The 24,343-nt window shown below is 65.4% G+C and carries 29 protein-coding genes; 13 read left to right on the top strand and 16 right to left on the bottom strand.

What is annotated here, in order from left to right; genetic code table 11:
* The first annotated feature begins 483 nt into the window (after window positions 1-483).
* The 7 genes from ACI48D_RS17250 to ACI48D_RS17220 all read left to right on the top strand — a co-directional run bounded on the left by ACI48D_RS17250 (window position 484) and on the right by ACI48D_RS17220 (window position 9,052).
* Window positions 484-2,856 (top strand): bifunctional diguanylate cyclase/phosphodiesterase, encoded by a 2,373-nt coding sequence (locus ACI48D_RS17250; RefSeq protein ID WP_435572471.1) that lies wholly within the window; start codon window positions 484-486, stop codon window positions 2,854-2,856.
* Window positions 2,857-2,948: 92 nt separating this feature from the next.
* Window positions 2,949-4,055, top strand: a complete 1,107-nt coding sequence (locus ACI48D_RS17245) for a TIGR03118 family protein (RefSeq protein ID WP_435572470.1) — start codon at window positions 2,949-2,951, stop codon at window positions 4,053-4,055.
* Between the two features lie 369 nt (window positions 4,056-4,424).
* Window positions 4,425-4,889 (top strand): hypothetical protein, encoded by a 465-nt coding sequence (locus tag ACI48D_RS17240; RefSeq protein ID WP_435572469.1) that lies wholly within the window; start codon window positions 4,425-4,427, stop codon window positions 4,887-4,889.
* Window positions 4,889-5,797, top strand: coding sequence for a DUF2145 domain-containing protein (locus ACI48D_RS17235; RefSeq protein ID WP_435572468.1), 909 nt, complete (start codon window positions 4,889-4,891; stop codon window positions 5,795-5,797). Before ACI48D_RS17240 ends, ACI48D_RS17235 begins: the two co-directional genes overlap by 1 nt.
* 188 nt (window positions 5,798-5,985) lie before the next feature.
* Window positions 5,986-6,336 (top strand): hypothetical protein, encoded by a 351-nt coding sequence (locus ACI48D_RS17230; RefSeq protein WP_435572467.1) that lies wholly within the window; start codon window positions 5,986-5,988, stop codon window positions 6,334-6,336.
* Window positions 6,337-6,498: 162 nt separating this feature from the next.
* A complete protein-coding gene (locus ACI48D_RS17225) occupies window positions 6,499-8,784 on the top strand; it encodes an FdhF/YdeP family oxidoreductase (RefSeq protein ID WP_435572466.1) in 2,286 nt (761 codons plus the stop codon).
* Window positions 8,785-8,794: 10 nt separating this feature from the next.
* Window positions 8,795-9,052 (top strand): DUF6582 domain-containing protein, encoded by a 258-nt coding sequence (locus ACI48D_RS17220; protein ID WP_435572465.1) that lies wholly within the window; start codon window positions 8,795-8,797, stop codon window positions 9,050-9,052.
* A 15-nt stretch (window positions 9,053-9,067) separates the two neighbouring features.
* Here the strand turns inward: ACI48D_RS17220 and ACI48D_RS17215 are convergent, their stop codons facing one another.
* Window positions 9,068-9,484, bottom strand: coding sequence for a carboxymuconolactone decarboxylase family protein (locus tag ACI48D_RS17215; protein WP_435572464.1), 417 nt, complete (start codon window positions 9,482-9,484; stop codon window positions 9,068-9,070).
* A 179-nt stretch (window positions 9,485-9,663) separates the two neighbouring features.
* Between ACI48D_RS17215 and ACI48D_RS17210 the strand changes: the two genes are divergently transcribed.
* Together ACI48D_RS17210 and ACI48D_RS17205 are read left to right on the top strand one after the other, a co-directional pair.
* Window positions 9,664-11,634, top strand: a complete 1,971-nt coding sequence (locus tag ACI48D_RS17210; RefSeq protein WP_435572463.1) for a peptidase U32 family protein — start codon at window positions 9,664-9,666, stop codon at window positions 11,632-11,634.
* 43 nt (window positions 11,635-11,677) lie between these two features.
* The gene (locus ACI48D_RS17205; protein WP_435572462.1) at window positions 11,678-12,082 is read left to right on the top strand and encodes a hypothetical protein; all 405 of its coding nucleotides are present in this window, start codon (window positions 11,678-11,680) and stop codon (window positions 12,080-12,082) included.
* On the opposite strand, the gene ACI48D_RS17200 is transcribed toward ACI48D_RS17205, so the two are convergent.
* From ACI48D_RS17200 to ACI48D_RS17165, 8 genes are all read right to left on the bottom strand, one after another.
* The gene (locus ACI48D_RS17200; protein WP_435572461.1) at window positions 12,079-12,528 is read right to left on the bottom strand and encodes a pyridoxamine 5'-phosphate oxidase family protein; all 450 of its coding nucleotides are present in this window, start codon (window positions 12,526-12,528) and stop codon (window positions 12,079-12,081) included. The genes ACI48D_RS17205 and ACI48D_RS17200 overlap by 4 nt on opposite strands.
* The gene (locus tag ACI48D_RS17195; RefSeq protein WP_435572460.1) at window positions 12,528-13,226 is read right to left on the bottom strand and encodes an alpha/beta hydrolase; all 699 of its coding nucleotides are present in this window, start codon (window positions 13,224-13,226) and stop codon (window positions 12,528-12,530) included. Before ACI48D_RS17195 ends, ACI48D_RS17200 begins: the two co-directional genes overlap by 1 nt.
* A gap of 147 nt (window positions 13,227-13,373) precedes the next feature.
* On the bottom strand, window positions 13,374-14,273 hold the full coding sequence (gene lpxO, locus ACI48D_RS17190) for a lipid A hydroxylase LpxO (RefSeq protein ID WP_435572459.1): 900 nt from the start codon (window positions 14,271-14,273) through the stop codon (window positions 13,374-13,376).
* A gap of 119 nt (window positions 14,274-14,392) precedes the next feature.
* On the bottom strand, window positions 14,393-14,620 hold the full coding sequence (locus ACI48D_RS17185; RefSeq protein WP_435572458.1) for a DUF6139 family protein: 228 nt from the start codon (window positions 14,618-14,620) through the stop codon (window positions 14,393-14,395).
* Window positions 14,621-14,745: 125 nt separating this feature from the next.
* Window positions 14,746-14,946: a hypothetical protein gene (locus ACI48D_RS17180; RefSeq protein WP_435572457.1), complete on the bottom strand. Its 201-nt coding sequence runs from the start codon at window positions 14,944-14,946 to the stop codon at window positions 14,746-14,748.
* A gap of 180 nt (window positions 14,947-15,126) precedes the next feature.
* Window positions 15,127-16,071, bottom strand: coding sequence for a methyltransferase domain-containing protein (locus ACI48D_RS17175; protein ID WP_435572456.1), 945 nt, complete (start codon window positions 16,069-16,071; stop codon window positions 15,127-15,129).
* A 102-nt stretch (window positions 16,072-16,173) separates the two neighbouring features.
* Window positions 16,174-16,827: an ankyrin repeat domain-containing protein gene (locus tag ACI48D_RS17170; protein WP_435572455.1), complete on the bottom strand. Its 654-nt coding sequence runs from the start codon at window positions 16,825-16,827 to the stop codon at window positions 16,174-16,176.
* Between the two features lie 14 nt (window positions 16,828-16,841).
* Window positions 16,842-17,624 (bottom strand): TatD family hydrolase, encoded by a 783-nt coding sequence (locus ACI48D_RS17165; RefSeq protein WP_435572454.1) that lies wholly within the window; start codon window positions 17,622-17,624, stop codon window positions 16,842-16,844.
* Between the two features lie 100 nt (window positions 17,625-17,724).
* Between ACI48D_RS17165 and ACI48D_RS17160 the strand changes: the two genes are divergently transcribed.
* Window positions 17,725-17,937: a hypothetical protein gene (locus tag ACI48D_RS17160; RefSeq protein WP_435572453.1), complete on the top strand. Its 213-nt coding sequence runs from the start codon at window positions 17,725-17,727 to the stop codon at window positions 17,935-17,937.
* Window position 17,938: 1 nt separating this feature from the next.
* Here ACI48D_RS17160 and ACI48D_RS17155 read toward each other — a convergent pair whose 3' ends face one another.
* From ACI48D_RS17155 to mltG, 7 genes are read right to left on the bottom strand one after another with little or no spacing between them, the layout of a single operon-like run.
* A complete protein-coding gene (locus ACI48D_RS17155; protein WP_435572452.1) occupies window positions 17,939-18,274 on the bottom strand; it encodes a hypothetical protein in 336 nt (111 codons plus the stop codon).
* The gene (locus ACI48D_RS17150) at window positions 18,275-18,451 is read right to left on the bottom strand and encodes a hypothetical protein (protein WP_435572451.1); all 177 of its coding nucleotides are present in this window, start codon (window positions 18,449-18,451) and stop codon (window positions 18,275-18,277) included.
* The gene (locus ACI48D_RS17145; protein ID WP_435572450.1) at window positions 18,448-18,966 is read right to left on the bottom strand and encodes an N-acetyltransferase family protein; all 519 of its coding nucleotides are present in this window, start codon (window positions 18,964-18,966) and stop codon (window positions 18,448-18,450) included. Before ACI48D_RS17145 ends, ACI48D_RS17150 begins: the two co-directional genes overlap by 4 nt.
* Before the next feature lie 28 nt (window positions 18,967-18,994).
* A complete protein-coding gene (locus ACI48D_RS17140; RefSeq protein ID WP_435572449.1) occupies window positions 18,995-19,381 on the bottom strand; it encodes a PilZ domain-containing protein in 387 nt (128 codons plus the stop codon).
* Window positions 19,382-19,414: 33 nt separating this feature from the next.
* On the bottom strand, window positions 19,415-20,452 hold the full coding sequence (locus tag ACI48D_RS17135) for a DNA polymerase III subunit delta' (protein ID WP_435572448.1): 1,038 nt from the start codon (window positions 20,450-20,452) through the stop codon (window positions 19,415-19,417).
* Window positions 20,443-21,069: a dTMP kinase gene (gene tmk, locus ACI48D_RS17130; protein WP_435572447.1), complete on the bottom strand. Its 627-nt coding sequence runs from the start codon at window positions 21,067-21,069 to the stop codon at window positions 20,443-20,445. Before tmk ends, ACI48D_RS17135 begins: the two co-directional genes overlap by 10 nt.
* Entirely contained in the window at window positions 21,066-22,073 is a 1,008-nt protein-coding gene (mltG, locus tag ACI48D_RS17125; RefSeq protein ID WP_435572446.1) for an endolytic transglycosylase MltG, read from the bottom strand. The genes tmk and mltG overlap by 4 nt, the downstream gene beginning before the upstream one ends.
* A 112-nt stretch (window positions 22,074-22,185) precedes the next feature.
* Here mltG and ygfZ point away from each other — a divergent pair, with 112 nt between their 5' ends.
* From ygfZ to ACI48D_RS17110, 3 genes are read left to right on the top strand one after another with little or no spacing between them, the layout of a single operon-like run.
* Window positions 22,186-23,253, top strand: a complete 1,068-nt coding sequence (gene ygfZ, locus ACI48D_RS17120) for a CAF17-like 4Fe-4S cluster assembly/insertion protein YgfZ (RefSeq protein ID WP_435572445.1) — start codon at window positions 22,186-22,188, stop codon at window positions 23,251-23,253.
* The gene (locus ACI48D_RS17115) at window positions 23,250-23,570 is read left to right on the top strand and encodes a DUF4936 family protein (protein WP_435572444.1); all 321 of its coding nucleotides are present in this window, start codon (window positions 23,250-23,252) and stop codon (window positions 23,568-23,570) included. Before ygfZ ends, ACI48D_RS17115 begins: the two co-directional genes overlap by 4 nt.
* Window positions 23,561-24,304, top strand: coding sequence for an NRDE family protein (locus ACI48D_RS17110; RefSeq protein ID WP_435572443.1), 744 nt, complete (start codon window positions 23,561-23,563; stop codon window positions 24,302-24,304). Before ACI48D_RS17115 ends, ACI48D_RS17110 begins: the two co-directional genes overlap by 10 nt.
* Window positions 24,305-24,343 lie beyond the last annotated feature (39 nt).

Genomic DNA, 24,343 nt, shown 5'->3' with positions numbered 1-24,343 from the left:
TTACAGGCCTGCCCGAAATCGGCGCCGAACTGGGCGCCTTCGGATCCGGCGTGCTGGCGCCTTCACTTGCGCGTCGATGCCCGCATCGAGATGCGTCGCTGTTCGACTAACGGTTTTTTTCGGACCACATCAGAACCGATGCCTACGCGGCCAACCATAAGAAATGGTGGGGCAGCAAAGCCGTGGCGCCGCTACTGCAAGCGCGGCAGCTTCAAGCCGCAAGTCGGGAACGGAGCGGGTGGCGACCAGCACATGCTCTCGTCACTGCCCGGGTCGAGCCGCCCTCCTTTACCGTCCAGGCGGCAAAATGAGCGGGTTGGCCTCAGGCTGAACTAAGCTAAACTTGCGGGTTCTCCTGTAGACCCCGTGCCTTGCCAGAGCAAATGCGCCGCGATGCCACGGCGGCATGTGCGATGCGCCCCATCCTGGAACATTATGCCTTCACAGAATTTCATACGAAAAGACATTGGCCTGCGGGTCCGCATGACATTGCTGATGTTGGTGGCGGTCATACCGTTCATCGCCATTCTCATCGCAGGACGCATCCACAAATACCACGAAAAGACGGACAACATTTATAGCGAGGCGGTTTTGCTCGCGTTGCAGATTGCTGCGTACCCACAGCAGGTCATCCCCGATCCCTACGCCTACCTGAGCAACTTCAGTTTTCTGCCGGAGATGCAGAAGCCTGAAAACTGTAGCGCACTGCAAAAACTGACCCAGTCCGTACTCAGGACCAATCCCTACTTCACGACCGTGGCGGTGTTCCTGCCCAACGGTGATCTGATCTGTCCGGAGTCCGATGCCGCCGAGCCGCGAAACGCGATGGATCGCGACTACTTCCGCCGGGTCCTGCGCGAACAAAAATACACGATTAGCAATCTTGTGATCGGCAAACTATCCGGAAAACGGTCGATTATCTTTTCCCATCCCATGACGGATGAGCGAGGCAAACTCAAGTATGTGTTGACCCTGGGTCTTGACGCGGATTGGCTGACCAAATACCTGAACGATGCAATGCCGCAGACTCAGCTTTCTCGCCAGGTTGTCGTCATGGCGGTCGACGATAGCGGCACCGTCATCGCCGCCACATCCGGCTCCGGTACGCATGCCACCATGAAGATCACGGGATGGGATGCATTGGCCCCTCGGTTACGTGAATCGAAAACATTTGTACGCGATGAAACATGGCGCGATGGCGTCCGTCGAGCCACCGCCTACGTTCCGCTTTTCGCCTCACCTTCCGGGGTCGTGCGTATTCGCGTCGGCGTCCCGCTCGCGCCGGCGCTTGCTGTCGTTCATCAAGACAATGTAGAGAAACTGTCGGCAGCCGCCCTGGTTGTGTTCGCAATATTGGGCATCACATGGTTGGCGAGTGAACAGCTGATCGTACGTCCGATTAACCGCATCCGGGCGGCCGCAACAGCCCTTACCGAAGGGAATTTCGCGGCCCGCGTGCCCGGCGGCCGCGAAAAAGGCGAATTGGGTGAACTGGCGAGGGCCTTCAATTCGATGGCTGAGCAGATCCAGGGCGATCGCGACAACCTGAGCGTCCTGGCAACACGCGATCCCCTGACCGGCCTTCCGAACCGCACCAGCATTCGCAGCGAGCTCGAGAAATCGATTGTCACCGCCGAGCAATCGCAATGCTCGGTCGCCGTCATCCTGCTCGACCTGAACGGCTTCAAGGAAATCAACGACAGCCTTGGCCACCCCGTCGGCGACAAGGTGCTGGTACAGATCGCCAAGGCGCTCGAGGAGGCCACGGCAGGCCATGGGAAGGTCGGCAGGCTGGGCGGCGACGAATTCGTCGTGTGGCTCGAGCATGTGCTTGACGAGGGCAGCGCGGAAAAGCTTGCGCGCCGCATCATCGACAGCATCAAGAAGCCGATCACCGTCGAAGGACAGCAATTCTTCCTTTCGGGGAGTGTCGGGATAGCGCTTTTCCCCGCGCACGGGCGCGACGTGGATACCCTTTTGCAAAATGCAGACATTGCGATGTACAAGGCCAAGGCCGCAAACCTGCAGCTGCCTGTTTTCTACGGTCGAGAAATGAACGAGCGTCTGGTGGAGCGCCTGCGGATGCAAAACCTGCTGAGCCAGGCGGTGGCAAGGCAAGAACTGGAACTGCACTATCAGCCAAAGATTGCGTCGCTTACGGGCGACATCAGCGGCGCGGAAGCGCTCGTCCGCTGGCGGCATCCCGAACTGGGCCTGGTGTCGCCAGCGGAGTTCATCCCCCTGGCCGAGAAAACCGGCCTGATCGTCGAGATCGGCGAATGGGTCTTGGCGGAGGCCTGCCGGCAGCTGAAGTCGTGGCAGTCGGAGCTTTCTCAGGATTTCAGCATCGCCGTCAACGTGTCGCCGCGCCAGTTCAGCGATCCTGGACTGCTCGGTAAATTCCACCATATCCTGACGCAAACGGGCGTAAAAGCCTGCCAGGTCGAACTCGAGATCACGGAAGGCGCGCTCATGCATAACCCAGCGCACGCGATCGAAGCCCTGGAAGCGCTGCGCTCGCTCGGCACGAAAGTGTCGATCGATGACTTCGGCACGGGCTATTCCAGCCTCAGCTACCTGAAGCATCTTCCGGTTGATGCACTGAAGATCGACCGTTCATTCGTATCGGGACTGCCGGAAAACAAATCGGATCACACGCTCGTCAGTGCAGTCGTCGCCATCGCAACCGACCTTGGCTTGCGCGTTACCGCGGAGGGTGTCGAGACCGAAGCGCAATTCCACACGCTCCGGTCGATCGGATGCGGAGAAATGCAGGGCTATTATTTTTCCCGTCCCCTGCCCGCAAACAGCTTTTTGGCGGCGATCAAGCAAGTAAGCACGCATCAACAACATTGAAAGCGCATGGAACCATCTGCCTACATCCCGGTATAAACAGGACCGCCAACGCTTGGCGGCCGATCGTTGACCATGAAAACTGGAGGATAGAGATGAGAAACATACCGAAAGCGCTGGCCTGCACCGTCGGCGCGCTGATCCTGGCCGGCAGCGTCGATGCCCAGGCCGGCGACTTCTACCGGCAGCGCAACCTGGTCTCGGACAGCGCCGCCGTGCGCGCCGAACATCGGGACCCGCACCTCGTGAACGGCTGGGGCCTCGCCTTCAATCCCTACGGCGTGGCCTGGGTGGCCGACAACGGCACCGGCTACTCCACCCTGTACGACGGCGCCGGCAATCCGCAGAGCCTGGTGGTGCAAATCCCCGGCGCCGGTAACGCGACCGGCAACCCCACCGGCACCGTGTTCTACGGCGGCAACGGCTTTGTGGTCAGCAAGGGCGCCGTTTCCGGGCCGAGCCGCTTCCTGTTCGTCAGCGAGGACGGTGGCATTGCCGGCTGGGCGCCCACGGTCGACATGACCCATGCGATCCGCGTCGTCGATAACAGCGCCAGCCACGCCATCTACAAAGGCGTGGCGATCAGCGGCAACGGGCGGGGTCAGTTGCTGTATGCGACGGACTTCCACAACGGCAAGGTCGACGTGTACGACAGCAGCTTCCACCCGGTCGCGCTGCCCGGCAAACCATTCTACGATCCCGCCCTGCCCGCCGGCTACGGCCCGTTCGGAATCCAGGCCATCAACGGCGACCTCTACGTCAGCTACGCCAAGCAGGACGAGGAGCGCAAGGACGACGTGAAAGGCCGTGGCCTTGGTTACGTCGACGTCTACGACACCGACGGCCGCCTGGTCCGGCGTTTCGCTTCGAACGGCGCGCTGAACGCTCCCTGGGGCATGGCACTGGCGCCGGCCAGCTTCGGCAAGTTCAGCAACCGCCTGCTGGTCGGGAACTTTGGCGACGGCATGATCGATGCCTACGACCTCGACAGCGGACGCTTCGTCGGCCGCCTGAAGGGCGCGGACCACAAGCCGGTCCGGATTTCCGGACTGTGGGGCATCGCCTTCGGCAATGGGCTGAACCAGCAGCCGGTCGATACCCTGTTCTTCGCCGCCGGCCCCAACGACGAGAACAATGGCCTGTATGGCCGGCTCGACCTGATGCCGGACGACCAGCACGACGACAGCAACGAGGCCGAGTGAGCGCCACGGCCGTCCCGCCCGTCGCACGGCCGAAGCTGGCTGCGCGGCGGCTCAGAGCAGGTATAGCAGCACCGCACCCGCGCCCAAGCTCAAGAAACTGCGCCTTTTCATGTTTGGCTCCCTCGCTCGTCATATGAATCCAGTCTGCGACCGCCGCAGCGTGGTTTCATGACCACCGTCTTTACAGGCGGTCGGGCCATGGCCGCCTTTATCGTCGCCACCACATTTCGTAGCGCTCAAGGCATTGGATGACGGTGTGATTCACGCAACGGCGCATGCCGGTCGCAGCCGGCGGCGCGGACGAAGCCTGTGCAGGCCGGCTGCGGCCATGTACCATGAGCGCCGTTCCGCCTGACTACGAAAGACACCATGACCATTACCGCCCTTCGCCGCGCCCTTTTCCTTGCCGCCCTTGCCGCCGCCTGCGCCGTCCCGGCGCGCGCCGACAGCGTCGCTTCGTCCGCCTCCAGCGCCGGCTCGGCCTCGTCCGCCAGCATTTCCGATTCGATCGGCGGCTCCAGCAACAGCTCGAACCGCGACCGCCGCGTCGCCGCCGGCGACTACCGCGTGATCGACGTCGCGCAGGCGCCCGCCAAGGCCGAGACCACCCGCCTGACCCTGCGCGCCGTCGGCGGCGAGGCGGCCCAGGAATTCACGCTGGACGTGCCGAATCGCGCCCTGGCCGCGCGCGCTGTCGGCGCCGGCGCGATCGTGCGCGTCAACGAGCGTGTTTACGGCTACGAATTCGCCTACGCCGATACCAGCCAGCCGTTCTTCCTGGCCCTGCAGGACGACTGGTACCGCGAGCTGGGCTCGCGCCAGGTCACCATCTGATGTTGCGGCGCTGCGCGGCCGCCGCGCTGGCCGCGATCGGTCTCGGCGCAAGCGCCGCCGCCTGGGCCGGCATCCCGACGTTCTGCGAGCGCGGCAAGCAAGTCAGCGCCGCCGACCAGGACCGCGTGCTGCGGTTTGCCGGCGCGGTCAAGCAGGAACTCGAGGCCTCGGGCGGACGGGTCGCGTTGATCTCGCGTGCCGGCCTGGACCTGAGCCGCTTCGGCCTGCTGTATTCGCACGCCGGCGTCGCCCTGAAAGACGATGCGGCCGGCGCCTGGACCGTGCGCCAGCTGTATTACGCCTGCGACGAATCGCGTCCACGCCTGTTCGACCAGGGCGTGGCCGGCTTCGCGCTGGGTGCCGACGCGCCGGGCCAGGGCCACGTATCGCTGGTGTTCCTGGATGATGACGAGGGCGCGCAGCTGGAGCGGGCCGCGCGCGACCGGCGCCTGGCGCTGGCGCTGCTGGCCGGGCGCTACAGCGCCAACGCCTATGCCTTCGGCACGCGCTACCAGAACTGCAATCAGTGGGTGGCCGAGATCCTGGCCAGCGCCTGGGGCCGTCTCGACGGACAGGACGCTGCGCGCGAACGCGCCCAGGCCTGGCTGCGCGAACAGGGATATGCGGCCGGACCGGTGAGGGTGGCGTCGCGCTGGCTGATGTTCGCCGGCCAGTTCGTGCCGCTGGTGCACGTGGACGACCATCCGCTCGACGACGTCTACGCGCTGGCCCTGCATGTGAGCGTGCCGGCCTCGATCGAAGCCTTCGTGCACGGGCGGGCGCCGCGGGCGCGCCGCGTGGAGCTGTGCCACGACACCCGCCACATCGTCGTGCACCGCGGCTGGGACGCACTGGGACCGGGATGCACGCCGATGCCGGACGATGAGGTGATTCGCCTCGACTCCTGATTAACGTGTTGCGTCACAAGAAATGGCCGCCATGCTGCTCCCGGCCGCCGTGTCGGTGACGGCCGGCTTGTGACTCGGCGTCACAAATCCGTGACGCATCACATTAATGGACGCGCATGGATTGCCCAGGACTTGCCTTAACGTAAGGCCTCACGAATAATGTGTACTCCCGCCAACCTGCACACGCCATGAAACAGCCGGAAGACCAACGCACCATCGAACTCGCCCTCGAGGCCGCCGCGGCGCGCAAGCGCGGGCGTCCGCCCAAGGCCGACAAGCTCAGCGACGCGGAACGGGCGCGCCGCTACCGGGCGCGCCAGAAGATGATGCCGAAGGACGACTGGAACTACGAACAGCTGACCGTCCTCACCCGCACCGAGATCCTGCGCCTGACCAGCGGCGCGGCCGCCAAGCCGGCCTCCGAGAGCGAACTGGTCGCCAACTGGGCCTACGGCATGTTCCTGCTGTGGGACCGCACCACCGCCCAGTGTCAGCGCCCGGACGACCGCAGCGAGCTGCTGGCGCTGGTCAGCGCCTGAGGACACGTCCGCGGCCGCGCGGATGGCATCCACCTCGCGCGGCCGACGATCCCGGCCCCGTTGCGTCCTGTGCTGCGCCGCACCGGCTACGTGAACTCCCGAACAGACGGGAGGCGCGCCCGGGGCCATGCTGGCGATCCCACGCCAAGGAGGGCCATCGCGATGGACAAGGAAGGCAGCAGCCATGAACCCAGCATGCCGTCCGGCGGCTGGGGCTCCCTGAAGGAAGTCGGCACCATCCTGCTCCAGGAGCGGGTTCCTCCGCAGCGCGCGGCGATCCTGCTCAAGCAAAACAAGCCGGACGGCTACGCCTGCGTCAGCTGCGCCTGGGCCAAGCCGGCCCATCCGCACCCGGCCGAGTTCTGCGAAAGCGGGGCCAAGGCCACCGCCTGGGAAATCACCAGCAAGCACATCGACGCCGATTTCTTCGCCCGCCACACGGTGCGCGACCTCGAACGCTGGCACGACCACGACCTCGAAGACGCCGGCCGGCTCACCGTGCCGCTGCGCTGGGACGCGGCCTCCGACCATTACGTGCCGATCTCCTGGGACCAGGCCTTCGGCGAGATCGGCGCCCACCTGCGCCAGCTCGATCCGAAGAGCGTGGTCTTCTACAGCTCCGGCCGGGCCTCGCTGGAAACGTCCTATATGTACCAGCTGCTGGCGCGCATGTACGGCAACAACAATCTGCCGGACAGCTCGAACATGTGCCACGAAAGCACCTCGGTGGCGCTGCCGAAGAGCATCGGGGTGCCGATCGGCACGGTCGTGCTGGACGATTTCGAACGTACCGACTGCATCCTGTTCTTCGGCCAGAACGTGGGCGTGAACAGTCCCCGCATGCTGCACCAGTTGCAGGAAGCGCGCCGGCGCGGCGTGCCCATCATCACCTTCAATCCGCTGCGCGAGCGCGGACTGGTCAGCTTCGTGAATCCGCAGTCCCCGACCGAGATGCTGACCGGGCACGAGACGCCGATCAGCACCCAGTACCTCCAGCTCCGGGCGGGCGGCGACACCGCCGCGCTGATGGGCCTGTGCAAGGCGGTCATCGAGGAAGACGACGCGGCGGCCAGGCGCGGCGAGGCGCCCGCCGTCGACCATGGTTTCATTACCGAACACACCCACGGTTTCGACGCATTCGCCGACAAGGTGCGAGCCACCTCCTGGAGCGAGATCGAGCAGGAAGCGGGCCTCGACCGCGCCGACCTGCGCGACGCCGCGCGCGTCTACATGGGCGCGCAGGCCGTCATGGGCGTCTACGGCATGGGCCTGACCCAGCACCGCAACGGCGTGCAGAACGTGCAGATGCTGGTCAACCTGCTCCTGCTGCGCGGCAACATCGGCAAGCCGGGCGCCGGCATCTGCCCGGTGCGCGGTCACTCCAACGTGCAGGGCCAGCGCACCGTCGGCATCACCGAAAAGCCGGAGCTGGCGCCGCTCGACAAGCTGAAGGAACAGTACGGCTTCGAGCCGCCGCGCGACAAGGGTTTCAACACGGTCGAGGCCTGCAAGGGCATCCAGGACGGCAAGGTCAAGGCACTGGTCAGCCTCGGCGGCAACCTGGTGCGGGCCGTGCCCGACCATGGGCCGATGGACGCCGCCTGGCGCGCGCTGCCGCTGACGGTGCAGATCTCGACCAAACTGAACCGCAGCCACCTGGTGCACGGGCAGGCCGCATATATTCTCCCTTGCCTCGGTCGGATCGAGATCGACCGCCAGGGCGGCATCGAGCAGGCGGTGTCGGTCGAGGACTCGACCGGCTGCATGCACGGCTCGCGCGGCATGGCCGAACCGGCAGCCGGCACGCTGCTGTCGGAACCGGCGATCGTCGCCGGCCTCGCCAAGGCCGTGCTTGCCACGAATCCGAAAGTCGACTGGGACGCCTGGGTGCGCGACTACAGCAAGATCCGCGACGCCATTGCCGACACCTATCCGGAGATCTTCCACGACTTCAATGCGCGCATGTGGACGCCGGGGGGCTTCCGCAAGCCGGTCGCGGCCGCCCAGCGCCAGTGGAAGACCCCGAACGGCAAGGCGAATTTCACGGTGCCGGACAGCCTGGCGGTCGATCCGGACATGCCCGACCACCCGGACACCCTGCGCCTGTTCACGGTACGCAGCGACGGCCAGTTCAACACCACGATCTACAGCCTGGACGACCGCTTCCGCGGCGTCGAAGGCGACCGCAAGGTGCTGCTGATGTCGCGCGCCGACATGGACGCGCGCGGCCTGCACGACGGCGAACGGGTCTCGGCCAGCACGGCCACCAGCGACGGCGTCGAGCGCCGCGTGGATGGACTGAAGGTGATGGAATACCCGGTGCCGCCGGGCTGCGTGGCAGGCTATTACCCCGAATGCAATCCGCTGCTGCCGCTCTGGCACCATGCGAAGGAGAGTTTCGTGCCGGCCGCGAAGTCGATTGCGGTGCGGATTCAGGCAAAACGCTGAGGACTAGATCATGAGCAAGCTGGACCAGGAAGACCGCAACGACATGTCTACCCAACAATTCGCTTTTCCCAAGCAGCGCAAGGAACCACTCGAAGACGCGAGCCACGTGCGCAGTGCCGTCGCCCGCTTCAAGCAGGTCGAGGGCGTCACGGACCAGGAGCGGGACGAGGCCTGGGCGCGGATCCGCGCCGCGGCGAAAAAGTTCGATGTCGAGCTGGACGAGAGCGATTGGCGGGAGATCGGGTCGGGCGGGAAAGGCAAGCACTGAGCCGGCCGGCGATCGTCAGGTGCCCGCCTTCTCCGCCTCGACTTGCTTGATGACTTCATGCGCCACCTTGAAGCTGTCCAGCGCGGCGGGCACACCGCAATAGATGCATGCCTGCAGTAAGACTTCCTGGATTTCCGCGATCGATACGCCATTGTTCAAGGCGCCGCGAACATGAAGCCGGACTTCGTTCGGACGGTTCAGCGCAGTCAGCATTGCCAGGTTCAGCATGCTACGGGTGCGGCGATCGAGCTGTGGGCGGGTCCAGATCTCGCCCCAGCACCATTCCGTCGTCATTTTCTGCATCGGTATCATGAAGTCTTCGACCTCGTTGACCGATTTGTCGACGTATTCTGCGCCGAGCACTTCACGGCGGACTTCCAATCCCTTGGCGAACTGCGGCGTATTGAACTCTGCTGGAAAAGGCACGGTCATCTCCGAATAGTTAAGCTGATGCCTCAGTGTAGCGGTGCATTGCAGGCATGCCAACCCACACGCAGCCAAGTCCAATTAACGTGACGCATCACGCAAAGCAAAGGCCCCGCGGTGACATGGACCCTTGATCCGACTATAATTTCCGCCTTTCGGTCCACCGATTCGCCAGGAATTGCCCCATGTCACTGCTCGCAAACCAGCTCGAACTGCTGTCCCCCGCCAAAACCGCCGAGATCGGCCGCGAAGCCATCCTGCACGGTGCGGACGCGGTGTACATCGGTGGCCCGGCCTTCGGCGCCCGCCACAATGCCAGCAATCCGCTGGAAGACATCGCCGCCCTGGTCGAGTTCGCGCACCGCTACCGTTCGCGCATCTTCGTAACGATGAACACGATCATGCACGATGCCGAGCTCGAAACGGCCCAAAAGCAGATCTGGCAGCTGTACGAGGCCGGGGTCGACGCCCTGATCATCCAGGACATGGGCCTGCTGGAGCTGGACCTGCCGCCGATCCAGGTGCACGCCTCGACCCAGTGCGACATCCGCACGGTGGAGAAGGCGCGTTTTCTTTCCCAGGTCGGCTTCAGCCAGCTGGTGCTGGCGCGCGAGCTGACGATCGAGCAGATCAAGGCGGTCCGCGCCCAGGTCGAGACGCCGCTCGAATACTTCATCCACGGCGCCCTGTGCGTGGCCTTCTCGGGCCAGTGCTATATCTCGCATGCCGACAACGGTCGCAGCGCGAATCGCGGCGACTGTTCCCAGGCTTGCCGCCTGCCGTACACGCTCTCCGACGGCCAGGGCCGCGTGGTCGCCTTCGAAAAGCACCTGCTGTCGATGAAGGACAACGACCAGAGCCGCAACCTGGAAGCGCTGATCGATGCCGGTATCCGCTCGTTCAAGATCGAGGGGCGCTACAAGGACATGGGTTACGTGAAGAACATCACCGCCCATTACCGCCTGCTGCTGGACGAGATCATGGAGCGCCGCCCGGAACTGGCGCGGGCGTCGAGCGGCCGCACCAACGTCCTGTTCACCCCGGACGTCGACAAGAACTTCCACCGCGGGCACACCGATTACTTCGCCACCGGCCGCCAGCAGACCATCGGCGCCTTCGATTCGCCGAAGTACGTGGGCGTCGAACTGGGCACGGTGGCGCGCATCGGCGGCGACAACTTCGACCTGATCACCAACGCGCCGATGGCGAATGGCGACGGCCTGAACTACATGCACAAGCGCGAGACGGTCGGCATCCAGGCCAACACCGTGCAGAAGCTGGGCGAGGATGCCGAAGGCCAGCGCTGGCGCGTGTTCCCGAACGAGCCGGTAGCCGGCCTGGCCGGCCTGAAGGTCGGCACCACGCTCAGCCGCAACCGCGACCACCAGTGGGAATCGGCGCTGACCAAGAAATCGTCCGAGCGCAAGGTGGCGGTCGACCTGCTGCTGTCGGAAGTTGAAGGCGGCTTGCGCCTGAGCGTCACCGACGAGGACGGCATTACGAGCCATCTTGACGCGGCGCTGGCGCTGCAGCCCGCCCAGCAGGCGGAACAGGCCGAAGCCGGCTTGCGCACCAGCCTGGGCAAGCTGGGCAACACGATGTTCGAGGCGCGCTCGGTCAAGCTGGCGCTGTCGCAGCCGTGGTTCGTGGCGGCAAGCAGCATCAACGCGCTGCGCCGCGACGCCATCGCCACGCACGAGGCGGCGCGCCTGGCCAGCTGGCAGCGCCCGGAGCGCGCACTGCCGGCCGAGCCGCCGGCCGTCTATCCGGAAGCCCAGCTCAGCTACCTGGCCAACGTCTACAACGACAAGGCCCGCGCTTTCTACCGCAAGCACGGCGTGCAGCTGATCGCCGCGGCCTACGAGGCGCACGAGGAGCCGGGCGAGGTGTCGCTGATGATCACCAAGCACTGCCTGCGCTTCTCCTTCAACCTGTGCCCGAAGCAGGCCAAGGGCGTGCAGGGCGTGCAGGGCCAGGTCCGCGCCGAACCGATGACCCTGGTCAGCGGCGAGGAACGCTACACCCTGAAGTTCGACTGCAAGCCCTGCGAGATGCACATCATCGGCGCCATGAAGCCGCACATCCTGAACTCGCCGCCGCCGTCGGCCATTCCGTACAGCCCGCTGGTGTTCCACCGCCAGCGCCCGCGGGCTTGAAAGCCACTATAATCGAGCTCAGCCATTTTTTCGAAAGCGCTCGATGAAAGCCCGCTCCCTGCCTGCGTTGCTGGTCCTGCTCTCGGTTTCCGGCGCCGCGCTGGCCGACGATGCCGCCATCCTCCAGTGCCGCATCCTCGGCGACAGCCAGGCGGCCGCCGCAGCGGCCGCGCGCACCGAACAGCGCTTCGGCCTGGAGCAGGCCAAGCGCAAGGAGGCCGAGCCGCAGTCGATCCAGAGCACGATCGAGGGCGACTTCGACGGCTGGGACCCGGGCGCGCAGATCCGCCTCGCCAACGGCCAGGTCTGGCGCGTGGTCGACGGCAGCAGTGCCGTGCTGTCGCCCATGAAGAACCCGCAGGTCAAGGTGACGTGCAACATGCTCGGCACCATGTTCCTGGAAATCGAAGGCACCAACAACTCGCCCAAGGTGCGGCGCGTGCGCTAAGTACTCACCAGCTCGGTGTGCCCGAAGCCCTTCGAGTAATCGATCACCGACACCATCTGCGGCCGGATCCGCACGAAGGCGACCTCGTGCGCCATGTCGGGCCCGCACCATTCCGATACCGCCGGGAAGCGCCGCTCCAGGCAGGCGGCCGCCTCGGCGGCTTCGCGCGGGTCGTCGAGCAGCTCGGCGCTGGCGCTCATCGACAGTCCGCGGATTTCTCGCCAGTCGTGGTACGGCAGGTTGATCGTCAGCGACACCTTGCCATTGCCGCGGATGTTGTCCGCCTTCTGGCTGTGCCTGCCGATGCCGACGTAGATCAGCATGTTTTCGTGGGCAAAGCTGACCGTGGTCGCCTGGGGATAACCGTCCGGCCGGATGGTCGCGAGCGTCAGGTCCTGCGCCGTGTCGAGCACCCGCAAGACGAAAGCCTGCTGTTCCTGTTCCATCATCCCTCCCCGCGATGTGCGCCCGCCACCAGGCGCGCGACCGCTTCCTGCGCGATCTCCGGCGGGATCGTGTGTTCGCCCTCGAATTCCCGGTACGTCAGCGGATAGCCCCCGGCGCGCAGCTCGCGCACGATGCTGCGGCTGCACGGGCCGATCGGCAGAATGCCGTCGCGCGTGCCGTGCGAGATGAACAGGTCCGGCCGCCCGCGCCGCGTGCCCGGTCCGATGAAACCCGGCGATAACGCCAGCACGTGGCTGAACAGGTCGCCGTTGTTCAGGCCCAGCGACAGCGCGTACGAGGCGCCGTCCGAAAAGCCACCCACCGCCAGCCGCCGCGGATCGACGGCGCAGTGGGCGAAGGCATGGCCGAGGGCGGCGTCGGCCAGGGCAAGGTCGGGGCCGTAGCGGCGCCGCGCGATGATGTCCCAGGTAGAGGCGCTCGAGGTCGGCGCGACCAGGATCAGGCCGGCGTGCTCGGCCAGGTGCAGCAGCATGCGCAGGCCGTCGTGGGCATGGCCGCCGGCGCCATGCAGCAGCAGGACCAGCGGCGCCGGCCGGGCCGGCTTGACACTCTCGGGCACGAACAGGTAACTGTCGCGCCGGCCGCCGAGGGGCAGCGTGTGCAGCCCCGGGGCCGGCACCGCGCGCGGGCCTGTCAATGGATGAGGCCGCGCCAGCAGCCGGTCCGGATCGCTCATGCTCCCTCCGTCCTTACACGGGAATTGTATCGTCCGACGCGATCCGAAAACGCACGGCACGAGGTCTGCACGAGAAGCGCTCGCAGAACGGCGACGGCGCGCCGCCCTCGCGGGCCGGCGCGCCGTTGCTATATCCGGGCGGGCAAGTCAGATGTAGTAGATCAGCGCAGCCAGGCCGACGACCAGGCCGACCTTGGTCGCCTTGTACGCGGTCTTGTTCCAGGCCTTGTAGCGGCGGCGGTACTGGCCCATCACGTGCGAGATGCGGAACAGCTTGCTCACCAGGCCGGTCTGGTCGCCGGTTTCGTTGGGCGAGGCGGCCGCCGTCATCATGGTGCGGCCCAGCCAGCGGTTGACCGCCTGCGCCCAGCGGAAGCGCAGCGGGCGCTCGACGTCGCAGAACAGGATCACGCGGTCTTTCCCGCTGGTGTTCTCGGCCCAGTGGATGAAGGTTTCGTCGAAGATCACGCCCTGGCCGTCGCGCCAGCTGTAGCGCTGGCCGTCGACTTCGATGAAGCAGCGGTCGTCGTTCGGCGTGGCCAGGCCCAGGTGGTAGCGCATCGAACCGGCGAAGGGATCGCGGTGCGGATTCAGCTTGGCGCCCGGCGGCAGCTCCGCGAACATGGCCGCCTTCACCGACGGGATGCCTTGCAGCAGCGCATAGGTCTTCGGGCACAGGCGCGCGGCCGAGGGATGGCTGGCGTCGTACCACTTCAGGTAGAAGCGTTTCCAGCCGGTCTTAAAGAAGGAGTTGAAGCCGGCGTCGTTGTTCTCTTCGGATGCCTTGATCTTCTGCAGCGCGACCAGGTGCAGCGCCTCCTCGCGGATCACTTCCCAGTTCTGCTGCAGGATGTCCAGCTCGGGAAATTCGCGTACCGGAATATAGGGCGTGCTCGGCACCTTGGAAAACAGGTGCATGAAGATATTGATCGGTGCCATGAACGACGAATGGTCGAACAGCTGGCGGCCGAACGGCAGGCGGACCTTACCGCGGAAATGAATATGCAGGACGGAAAGGATGAGAAAACCCACGACTGCCCACTTCATTACGCCTCCACTTGCACCTATCTATACGGAGCGCAAGGATACCATAGGCGACGCGCAGCCGCCCGCCGGCCCTCCCCGTGTTCGGTGGAGAGGCCGGTTTCGGGCTGCGACTTGTGGTGTCAGTGCATCGTGGATGTGACCGCGTAACCTTTTTCGGCCAGCTGGCCGTTCAGGTTCTGGATGTCGTAATCCTCGATCTGCTGGGCATCGTCGGCCACCTCGATGGCACGGGCTTCGACTTCCCAGTCGGTATTCGTGGCTTCCTCGGGGATGTTGCGGGTTTCGGGCACCGCCAGGTACGAAAACTTGCCGTCCTGTTCGGCTCTGCGGTAAATATCCAGGCGCATAGTCGTTTCCTTTCTAAGCATGGCTGACGAATGAAAGCCATCAGTATGCCCACGATAGGCGAATGACGGAGCACAGTCTGTTAATCGGCGCACACTGGCTTAAAGACGAGAAACTATTCGGGAATTCAGCGCCCCGGCGAAGCGCCCAGCACCCGCGCCGGCAGCAGGACGATGGCGCGCAGCAGCTCGAACACGGCTTCCACGCCGATCCCGAGCAAACGGAAGGGCAGCAGGACCAGCCACACCAGCGGATACAGGAACAGCGCCAGCAGGGCCAGCGGCCAGCACAGGAACAGCAGCAGCAACCAGGCGAGGAATCCAAGCATTGTTCGCTCCTTCAGGCAGGGGGATAGGTCGATGCCGTACTGTAATGACAACTGCCTGGCGGGGCAAGCGCGAAGCGACGGATGGCGCCAAGCGGGGATAAACGGAAGAAAAACGGGGATCAATGGAAAACGGCCCCTCGTGGGAGCCGTCTGGCCGCGATGGGACGGGTGGCCCGCCGCTCAGGCGTAGACCGCCGCGTCGGGCTGCCCGCGCACCGCCTCTTTCCCCGTCGCCTCTTCATGGCGCTCTACCAGCCCGGTGCGGATCGAGGCCTCCAGCGACGGAATCGAGCCGCCGCAGCGGTAGGCAAAGCTCAGCTGTACGAGGTCGCCGGCCTGCACGTCCAGCGGACGCGCCAGCGGCAGCGTCATGTCGTGGCTCAGCCAGTCGATCGTGGTGCCGTGCTCCTCGATAATCGACAGCACGTTCTTGGTGAGGAAGCGCAGCGCGTTCAGGCGGCCGGCCTTCTCGATCAGGAAGCGGCCTTCCCAGGCGATGAGGGCATCGACCGGCTGGCTGAAGTCCATGATGCTGTACACGCCCGGCTGGGCCAGCTCGACGGTGCCAGGATAGATCGCGTTGCTCGGCTGGAACTGCACGATCGGGGCCTGGAAACCTTCGAAATCGTATTCCTGCTGCAGCGGCTGGACCGCCATGATGACGGCTTCCGGCAGGAACAGCGGCAGCGGCCCGCCGAAGCGCGCCAGGTAGCGGCGCTTGAACGATTCGATCACCTCGACCTGTTTCTCGCGCAGCATGCCGGCATGGATCATCTCGCAGATCACGATGTCGACCGGTTCCGGCGGCAGGTAGCCGAAGGCGTCGGCGTGGATCACCTCGACCTTGTGGCCGTTCTGGTTCATGGCCAGGAACTTGCGGGCTTCCCGCACCATGTCCGGATTGAACTCGACGCAGTAGACCTTGTCGGCGGACTGCGCGGCGAAAAACGAGAGGACGCCGGTGCCGCCGCCCAGTTCCAGGACCTTGGCACCCGGCTTGACGGCATGGAAGATCGCCGACTTGAAGCTGTGCATGCGGTTCTGGTCCATCAGCATGTTGTGGTGATAATGGACCGGAATAAACTGCCCCAGATAGCAGCTCTCGATTTCGCGTTCGTTCAGCATCGTGTTCCTTGCAGGGTTGATTGCATGGAAGCATTATCTGCAACGAGAAAAGATTTCGATGCGTGAAGCTGAAGGGCTTTTCCGCGCCAATTTGCTGCTTGGCTAGCGTGCCGTCCTGGCGCGCTCCCCGATTTGCGCCGCGGTCAGGCCTTCGGTATTCGTAAGTGTCGGATTCGCGCCCTTCTCGAGCAGGAAGGCGGCCATGTCCGGATGGCCTTCGCGCTCGGCCATCATCAGCGGCGTCATGGCGCCGCTGGCCGGCGGCGACACCGCGTCGACCTTGGCGCCATGCTTGATCAGCAGGCGGGCGACGTTCTCGTCGCCGCTGGCGGCCGCGTAGTGCAGCGGCGTCCAGCCCGGGCGGTTGACCGCCGCGCCGCGCTGGATCAGCACTTCGGCGGCCGGCTGGTTATGCTTGAAGGCCGCCATCATGAGGGCCGTGTTGCCGTTCACGGCCGGCGCGTCGAGCTGGATGCCGGGGTGCTCGAGCAGCACGCGGAACACCTTCATCGAGCCTTCGCGCAGCGCCAGCACCAGTGCCGGGTCGCCGCCCACGGGGTTCGGCTGGTTCGGGTCCACGCCCGCCGCCAGCAGGGATTTGACCGTTTTCGGGTCGTCCATCTGTACCGCGCGGAAGAAGTCCGAGACCTGGGCGGAAGTCGCGGCGAGCGCCGCGGTTCCGGGGAAAGCCGCCACGACGAAGGCCGCAAGAATCGTTCTGGCGCTCAGGCGAAGAAAACCGCGACGCTGCATCATGGTTCAGTCCCTCCTCAGTTCTTCGGTACGTTAAAGAGCTTATAAAAGTTGTCGGTGGTGCGCTCCGCCACTTCGCGCAGCGGCACGTCCTTGAGCGTGGCGATGAACTCGGCCACATGGGGCACGTAGCCCGGTTCGTTCATTTTCCCACGGTAGGGCACGGGCGCGAGATACGGCGAATCGGTTTCGATCAAGATGCGGTCCAGCGGAAGTGCCTGGGCCACCGCCTGCAGGTCTTTTGCGCTCTTGAAGGTGACGATGCCGGAGAAAGAGATGTAAAAACCCATCTCGATCGCCGCCTGCGCCACCTCCAGCGTCTCCGTGAAGCAATGCATCACGCCGGCCACGCCGCCCTTGTCGACCGCCGCGCCCTCTTCCTGGAGGATGCGGATGGTGTCGGCACTGGCCGAGCGGGTGTGGATGATCAGCGGCTTGCGCGTTTCGCGCGAAGCGCGGATGTGGGTGCGGAAACGTGCGCGCTGCCACTCCAGGTCGCCTTCGAGGCGGTAGTAATCCAGGCCGGTTTCGCCGATGGCGACGATCTTCGGATGGTCGGCCAGGCGCACCAGCTCGTCGACGCTCGGCTCGGGCGTGTCCTCGTAATCAGGGTGGACGCCGACCGAGGCGTAGATGTGCGGATATTGCTCGGCCAGGGCGAGCACGCTGGGAAACTCCGGCAGGTTGACCGACACGCACAGCGCCTTGTCGACCTTGTTCTCGGCCATCTTGCCGAGAATCTCGGGCATGCGGGCCGCCAGCTCCGGGAAATTGATATGGCAATGTGAATCGATGTACATCCCGCCATTGTACGCGAGTCGGCGCCGACGAACGGGACGCCGCCACGCGCCGCTCTATGCCAAACTTGGTCGCAAGGACCATCCAGCACGGAGATTTTTCATGAGCAACGAACAGCAGCAACAGCCACAGCAACAGCCGGCGCCGCCCGGCAAGCAGCAGGCCGCCGAGCAGACGGGCCAGTCCCAGCAGCAGGCGCAGGCGGACCATCACCCGGACCTCGACGGCCTGGCCGACAAGAAACCGGAAGAACTGACACCCGAGGAGCTGCGCCTGATGGCGGACACGATGCCCGGCGAAGGGCCGGGCGACTGAGTCAGCGCGGCAGGCTCGCGAAGCCTTCCCGGCGGGCCAGGTTTTTCCTGAGCATCCCGAGCGCGCCCCTGGGGTCATGGATGGCGATCCGCCTGTCGTCCTGCAGGCGTACGGTGATCTCGTTCTCCCGCCAGCGCATCCATTCCGGATGGTTCAGGCGGTAGCGCCAGGCCCGGCCCGGCTGTTCGATCGTCTGGATACGATAGCCGAGGAAACCGACATTGTCCTCGATGTCGCCGAGCAGGTGACGCGCGGGCGCGCGGGTGTGCACCTCGAAGGCAGCTGGCAACGCGACTTGGGCCGAGGGCAGCGTGCCCGCAAATATGGGCACCAGCATCTAGGGGTTTCCATGCCTGTCCGTCATCCACAGCACCGCAAACAGCAGCAGCGAGATGGCGCCAAAGATAACGATGAGCGAAATCGCCTGCTTCGTTGACTGAATCGGCAATACCAATAACAGTGGCGAATGTGTCCGCTCCAGCGGCGACAGCTCGGCGATCGGAGCGGGGCTCACGCCACCCGCTTGCCCAGGATAATCAGATCGCGCTCGATCCCGTCCAGGTTCGCCACGCGCGGGAAATTCGCCCAGGTCTCGAAGCCGTACTTGCGGAACAGGGCCAGGCTGGGTGCGTTATGGCCGAAGATGAAGCCCAGCAGGGTATGCACCTTGATGTTCGGCGCGAACGCCATGGCCTGCTCCAGGCAGTAGCGGCCCATCCCTTTGCCGCGCCAGGCCTCGGCGATATAGATCGAGACCTCGGCGGTGCCGGAATACGCCGGGCGGCCGTAGAAGTTCGAATAGGAGCACCAGCCGATCACTGCGGGGTTTGCCGACTTGTCTTCGGCATCATGGATGACCCACAGCGGACGGCGTTCCGGCGTATGGTCGGCAAACCATTGTTCGCGCGACTGGACCGTGACCGGTTCGGTATCGGCGGTGACTTCGCGCGAGGCGATGGTGGAGTTGTAGATATCGACGATGACGGGCAGATCTTCGATGCGGGCAAGACGATGTACGAATGACGGCATAAACGATTCGGATTCGGATGGTTCGTGATTACAGGGTATGGGTGGCGCGCGAGGACCGCAGTGCCGCGCCCAGGATTTCTTCGATGCGCAGCTTGGCGCGCTGGCCGGTCTCGTCGGCCGGGAAATGCACGCCGATGCCCTGCGCCTTGTTGTTGTTGGCGCCGGCCGGCGTGATCCAGGCCACCTTGCCGGCGATCGGGTATTTGTTCGGATCGTCCATCAGCGACAGGATCAGGTAGATCTCGTCGCCGATCTTGTACGGCTTGTTGGTCGGCACGAACATCCCGCCATTCTTCAGGAAAGGCATGTAGGCCGCGTACAGCGCCGCTTTTTCCTTGATGGCCAGCGAGAGCACGGACGGCCGCGTCGCCTGGGGCGCCAGCGGAGCGTTCGGGTCGGTCGGCAAGCCGTTCATCGGAATCCTTTCATTCGGGTGCGCAGCCGCGCATCATGCGCTGCAGCAAGCAGTGTAATCAAGCAACATATCTTCGACAAACAATTTCGGCGACAGCGGGTGGTCGGCCACCGCGCGCCGGTCATTGGTCGACTTGATCGCCTGCATCAGCCTGGCCGTGTGGACGCGCCCGGCCAGGGCCGCCAACTGCTGGCGATACCGCGGATAATAGCGGATCGTGCCGGACAGCTTGTACGAAAATACGTCATACAACCATCTTTGCTGCCACGCGACGAGGGATGCCAGCGGCGCTTTGCTCAATTTGTCGGCAGCGCGCAACGCGGCATCGACGCTGGGCTGGGCCAGGATCTGCAGCAGGGCATCGAGCTCCTCGCGGCTGCCGGTTTCCGCCTGGCTGAGTGCCGCCAGCGGCGCCCCGCCCTGCTCGCGCAGCCAGCCGTCGGCATCCTGCACGCCCTGGGCTTCCAGCCAGGCCAGCGCCTCGGCGTGGTCCGGCGTCGGCAGCGCGAACTTGCGGCAGCGCGACAGGATCGTCGGCAGCAGGCGGTCCAGGCCGTTCGATGCCAGCAGGAACACCGTGCCCGGCGGCGGTTCTTCCAGCGTCTTCAGCAGCGCATTCGAAGCCGGCATGTTCAGCGCCTCGGCCGGGTACAGCACCACCACGCGCAAGCCCTGGCGGTGGGTCGAGATGTTCATGAAGTCGGCCAGCGCGCGGATCTGCTCGATCTTGATGTCCTTCGAGGCCGTCTTCGAGGATTTCGATTTCTTGTCGGTCTCGCCCGCTTCCTCGGCATCAGAGGGCGGAGCCTCGTCTTCCAGCGCTTCCGGGCGCACGCGACGGTAGTCCGGATGGTTGCCCTGGCTGAACCAGCCGCAGGACGCGCACTCGCCGCAGGCATGGCCGTCGGGGCGGACGTTTTCGCACAACAGGGCCTGGGCGAAGGCTTCGATGAAGTCGGCCTTGCCGATGCCGGCCGGGCCGTAGAACAGGATCGCATGGGGCAGGCGCGCGCGCATCTGCTGCAGCTGCGTCCAGGCCTCTCCTTGCCATGGGTAGATCGTCAAAACCATTTCTCCAGTGCCGCGCGCAGTGAAGCGCGGACTTCGTCGATCGTCCGGGTCGAGTCGATGACCACGATCCGTCCGGGGTGTTCCGCGGCGCGGCGCAGGTATTCGTTGCGGCAGCGCTGGAAGAACGCGGCCTCCTCGGATTCGAACTTGTCGAGGGTCCGGGTGGCATCCAGGCGCTCGCGCGCCACTTCCAGCGGCACGTCGAACAGCAGGGTCAGGTCGGGCTGCAGGTGCGGGTGCACCCATTGCTCCAGCCGGTCCAGCTTGTCGAGCGGCAGCCCGCGCCCGCCGCCCTGGTAGGCGAAGCTGGCGTCCGTAAAGCGGTCGGACAGCACCCAGTCGCCGCGCGCCAGCGCCGGTTCGATCACGCGGGCCATGTTCTCGCGGCGGCTGGCGAACATCAGCAAGGCTTCCGTCTCCAGGTTCATCTTTTCGTGCAGCAGCAAGTCGCGCAGCTTTTCGCCGAGGGTCGTGCCGCCCGGCTCGCGGGTCGAGACGACCGTCTTGCCGGCGTCCTTCAGCAGGTCGGTCACGAAGCCGATATGGGTCGACTTGCCGGCTCCGTCGATGCCTTCGAAGGTGATGAACCTGCCCGGGATAACGGCGGAAGCGCTCATTTCGACCCCTGGCGCTGGTACTGGTTGACCGCCTTGTTATGCTCGTTCAGGTTGACCGAGAAATGGCTGGTGCCGTCGCCGCGCGAAACGAAGTACAGGGCGTCGGTCTTGGCCGGGGTCAGTGCCGCGGCGAGCGATTCCACGCCCGGCAGCGCGATCGGGGTCGGCGGCAGCCCGGCCCGGGTATAGGTGTTGTACGGGGTGTCGGACTCGAGGTCCTTCTTGCGGATCTTGCCGTCGTACTTGTCGCCCATCCCGTAGATCACGGTGGGGTCGGTCTGCAGCAGCATGCCGGTCTTCAGGCGGTTCACGAACACGCCGGCGATCATCGAGCGCTCGTTCTTCTGGCCCGTTTCCTTCTCGACCAGCGAGGCCATGATCAGGGCCTGGTAGGGATCCTTGTATGGCAGGTCCGGCTCGCGCTTCTCCCAGGCCGTCTTGAGGCGCTTCATCATCATCTCGTGCGCCTGCTTGTAGATCTGCAGGTCGCTGGAATTCTTCGCGAACAAATAGGTGTCCGGGAAGAACAGGCCCTCGGGGGTCGCATACGGCGCCTCCGGTGCCACCTTGGCCAGCAACTCCTTGTCGGACAGCTTGGCCGACTCGTGTTTCAGGTTGGGCGCGGCGTCGACCGCCTGGCGCATCTGGCGGAAGGTCCAGCCCTCGATGATGGTCAGCGATTCCTGCGCGAACTCGCCGCGTACGAGTTGCGTCAACAGGCGCCGCGGGTTGGTGTCGGGCTTGAGCTCGTAGCTGCCGGCCTTGATCTGGCCGGCCTTGCCGGTCACGCGCGCCAGGACGCCGAACAGGAAGCCGTTGACCGGCACCCCGGAGCTCGCCATCTGCTGGGCCGCGCCGGCCACGCCGCTGCCCTGGGCGATCGCGAAGGGGATGACGGGACTGTCCGCCGCGGTGATCGGCTGTCCCGCCCACCACTGGAAGCCTCCGACGGCCGCGACTGACACGATCACGCCCGTGACGATAAGTTTTCTTATTAGTGCCATGTGAGATCTGGTTTTGCGCCGTGCCCGGCGCGAATTTGTCGACAACCCTATAATGAGGCCGTAATGATAAAGCCTAATCGGGAAATCGACCGGATTTTGAAACGCGTATTATATGAATAACTGGACAGACTACCTCGCTACGCTCGGCGCGCGCTTCCACCAGGATGAAGCCAGCCAGATCGAAGACTTCGGAAAGACGCTTTCCGCCGCCGACCTCGCCGCCGGCGTGGTGGCGCCGGTCACCGACCTTGGCCTCATCGCCGCCGGCGGCGACGATGCCGCCACTTTCCTGCACAGCCAGCTGACCAACGACGTCGAGCACCTCGGCGCCCAGGAAGCCCGCCTGGCCGGCTACTGCACGCCGAAAGGCCGTCTGCAGGCCACCTTCCTGATGTGGCGCGGTGGGCAGGACAACCAGGATATCTACCTGCAGCTGCCGCGCGCGATTCAGGCGCCGCTGCAAAAGCGCCTGAGCATGTTCGTGCTGCGCGCCAAGGCGAAACTGCGCGACGCCACCGACGAAGCCGCGACCGGCGCCGTGCTCGGGCTGGCCGGCGCCAGGGCCGGGGACGCGCTGGCGCGCCAGGTCGGCACCCTGCCGGCCGCCCCCTACGCCAAGGTCGACGGCGCGTTCGGCACCGTGATCCGCCTGGCCGATGCCGTCAATGCGCCGCGCTACCTGTGGATTACCTCGGCGGAAACCGCCATCGCCGCCCTGCCGCAACTGCGCGACACGCTGGCGCTGGGCGGCAACGCCGCCTGGCAGCTGGCCGGGATCCACGCCGGCGTACCGCAGGTGACCCGGCCGACCCAGGAACAGTTCGTGCCGCAGATGGTCAACTTCGAGCTGCTCGGGGGCGTGAACTTCAAGAAGGGTTGCTATCCGGGCCAGGAGATCGTCGCCCGCAGCCAGTACCTCGGCAAGCTGAAACGCCGCATGGTGCTGGCGACCCTTGCCAACGCGGCGGCGCGCGCCGGCGACGAAGTGTATTCGTCGGACGACCCGGAGCAGCCGTCCGGCATGATCGTCAACGCCGCGCCGAACGGCGAAGGGGGCGCCGACGCCCTGGTCGAGATCAAGCTGGCCGCGCTGGAACACGAAGTGCGCCACGGCTCGGCCGGCGGAACGCCGCTGGCTTTCCTGCCTCTGCCCTACACCCTCGACGCGCCGGAAGCGTGATTGCCACGCGAGCGATGATGGACCTGTACGTCTATTACAAGGTGCGCGAGCAGGACGCCGCCGCACTGGCGCCGCGCGTGCGTGCGATGCAGGCGGCACTGGCCGCCAGCCACGGCCTCGCCTTCCAGCTCAAGCGCCGGCCGGAGACCAGGGAAGGCATGCAGACCTGGATGGAAGTCTACCCGGGCACCCCCGATGCCTTCGCCAACGAGCTCGATCGCGCCGCCGCGCATGCGGGCCTGGATGCGCTGATCGCCGGTCCGCGCCGCACCGAGGTATTCCTCGATCTGACCCCGGAGTCCACACCATGTGCCTGATCGTATTCGCCTGGCGCGTGATTCCCGGCGTGCCCGTGATCGCCTGCGCCAACCGCGACGAATTCTACGACCGTCCCGCCACCCCGGCCGGCCCCTGGCCGGAAGACCCGAACATCATCGCCGGCCGCGACTTGCAGGGCGGCGGCAGCTGGATGGGAGTCACGAAGAGCGGCCCGAACGGCCCGAAGTTCGCGGCGCTGACGAATATCCGCGCGCCCGGCGAGCGACGCAGCGACGCGCCGACCCGCGGCGCCCTGGTCGCCGATTTCCTCAGGGGAGACCTCGACGCGCCGGCCTACCTGGAGCGCATCGCCCTCGGTGCCGCCGACTACAACGGCTTCAACCTGATCCTGGGCGACCGCGAGGGCCTGTACTGGTTCACGAACCGTGCCGGCGGCGACCCGCGCAACGGCAAGGCGCTGGAGCCGGGCATCTATGGCGTCTCGAACGGCCTGCTGGACGCGCCCTGGCCGAAGGTGCTGCGCACCAAGGCGACCTTCGCCAGCCTGCTGCTGCAGGGCGCACCGGAGGAAGCGTATTTCGAGATGCTGGCCGATACCACCCGCGCCCCCGACCTGCGCCTGCCCGATACCGGGGTGCCGATCGAGGTCGAACGCCAGCTGTCGGCGGTGTGCATCGAGATCGATGGCTACGGCACCCGCACATCGACCGTGGTCCAGCTGTACGCCGATGGCGAGCCGGAACTGCACGAACGCGTTTTGCAACCCTGTTGATCGACGTCGGCCCGCGGTTTCACGTCGCCCCGCGCAGGC

Origin of the sequence: Massilia sp. LXY-6, from assembly GCF_051233485.1 — a bacterium.
Lineage (GTDB): Bacteria > Pseudomonadota > Gammaproteobacteria > Burkholderiales > Burkholderiaceae_D > Telluria.
The sequence above is the reverse complement of the archived record's forward strand: the minus strand, read 5'-3'. Positions and strand labels throughout refer to the sequence as shown.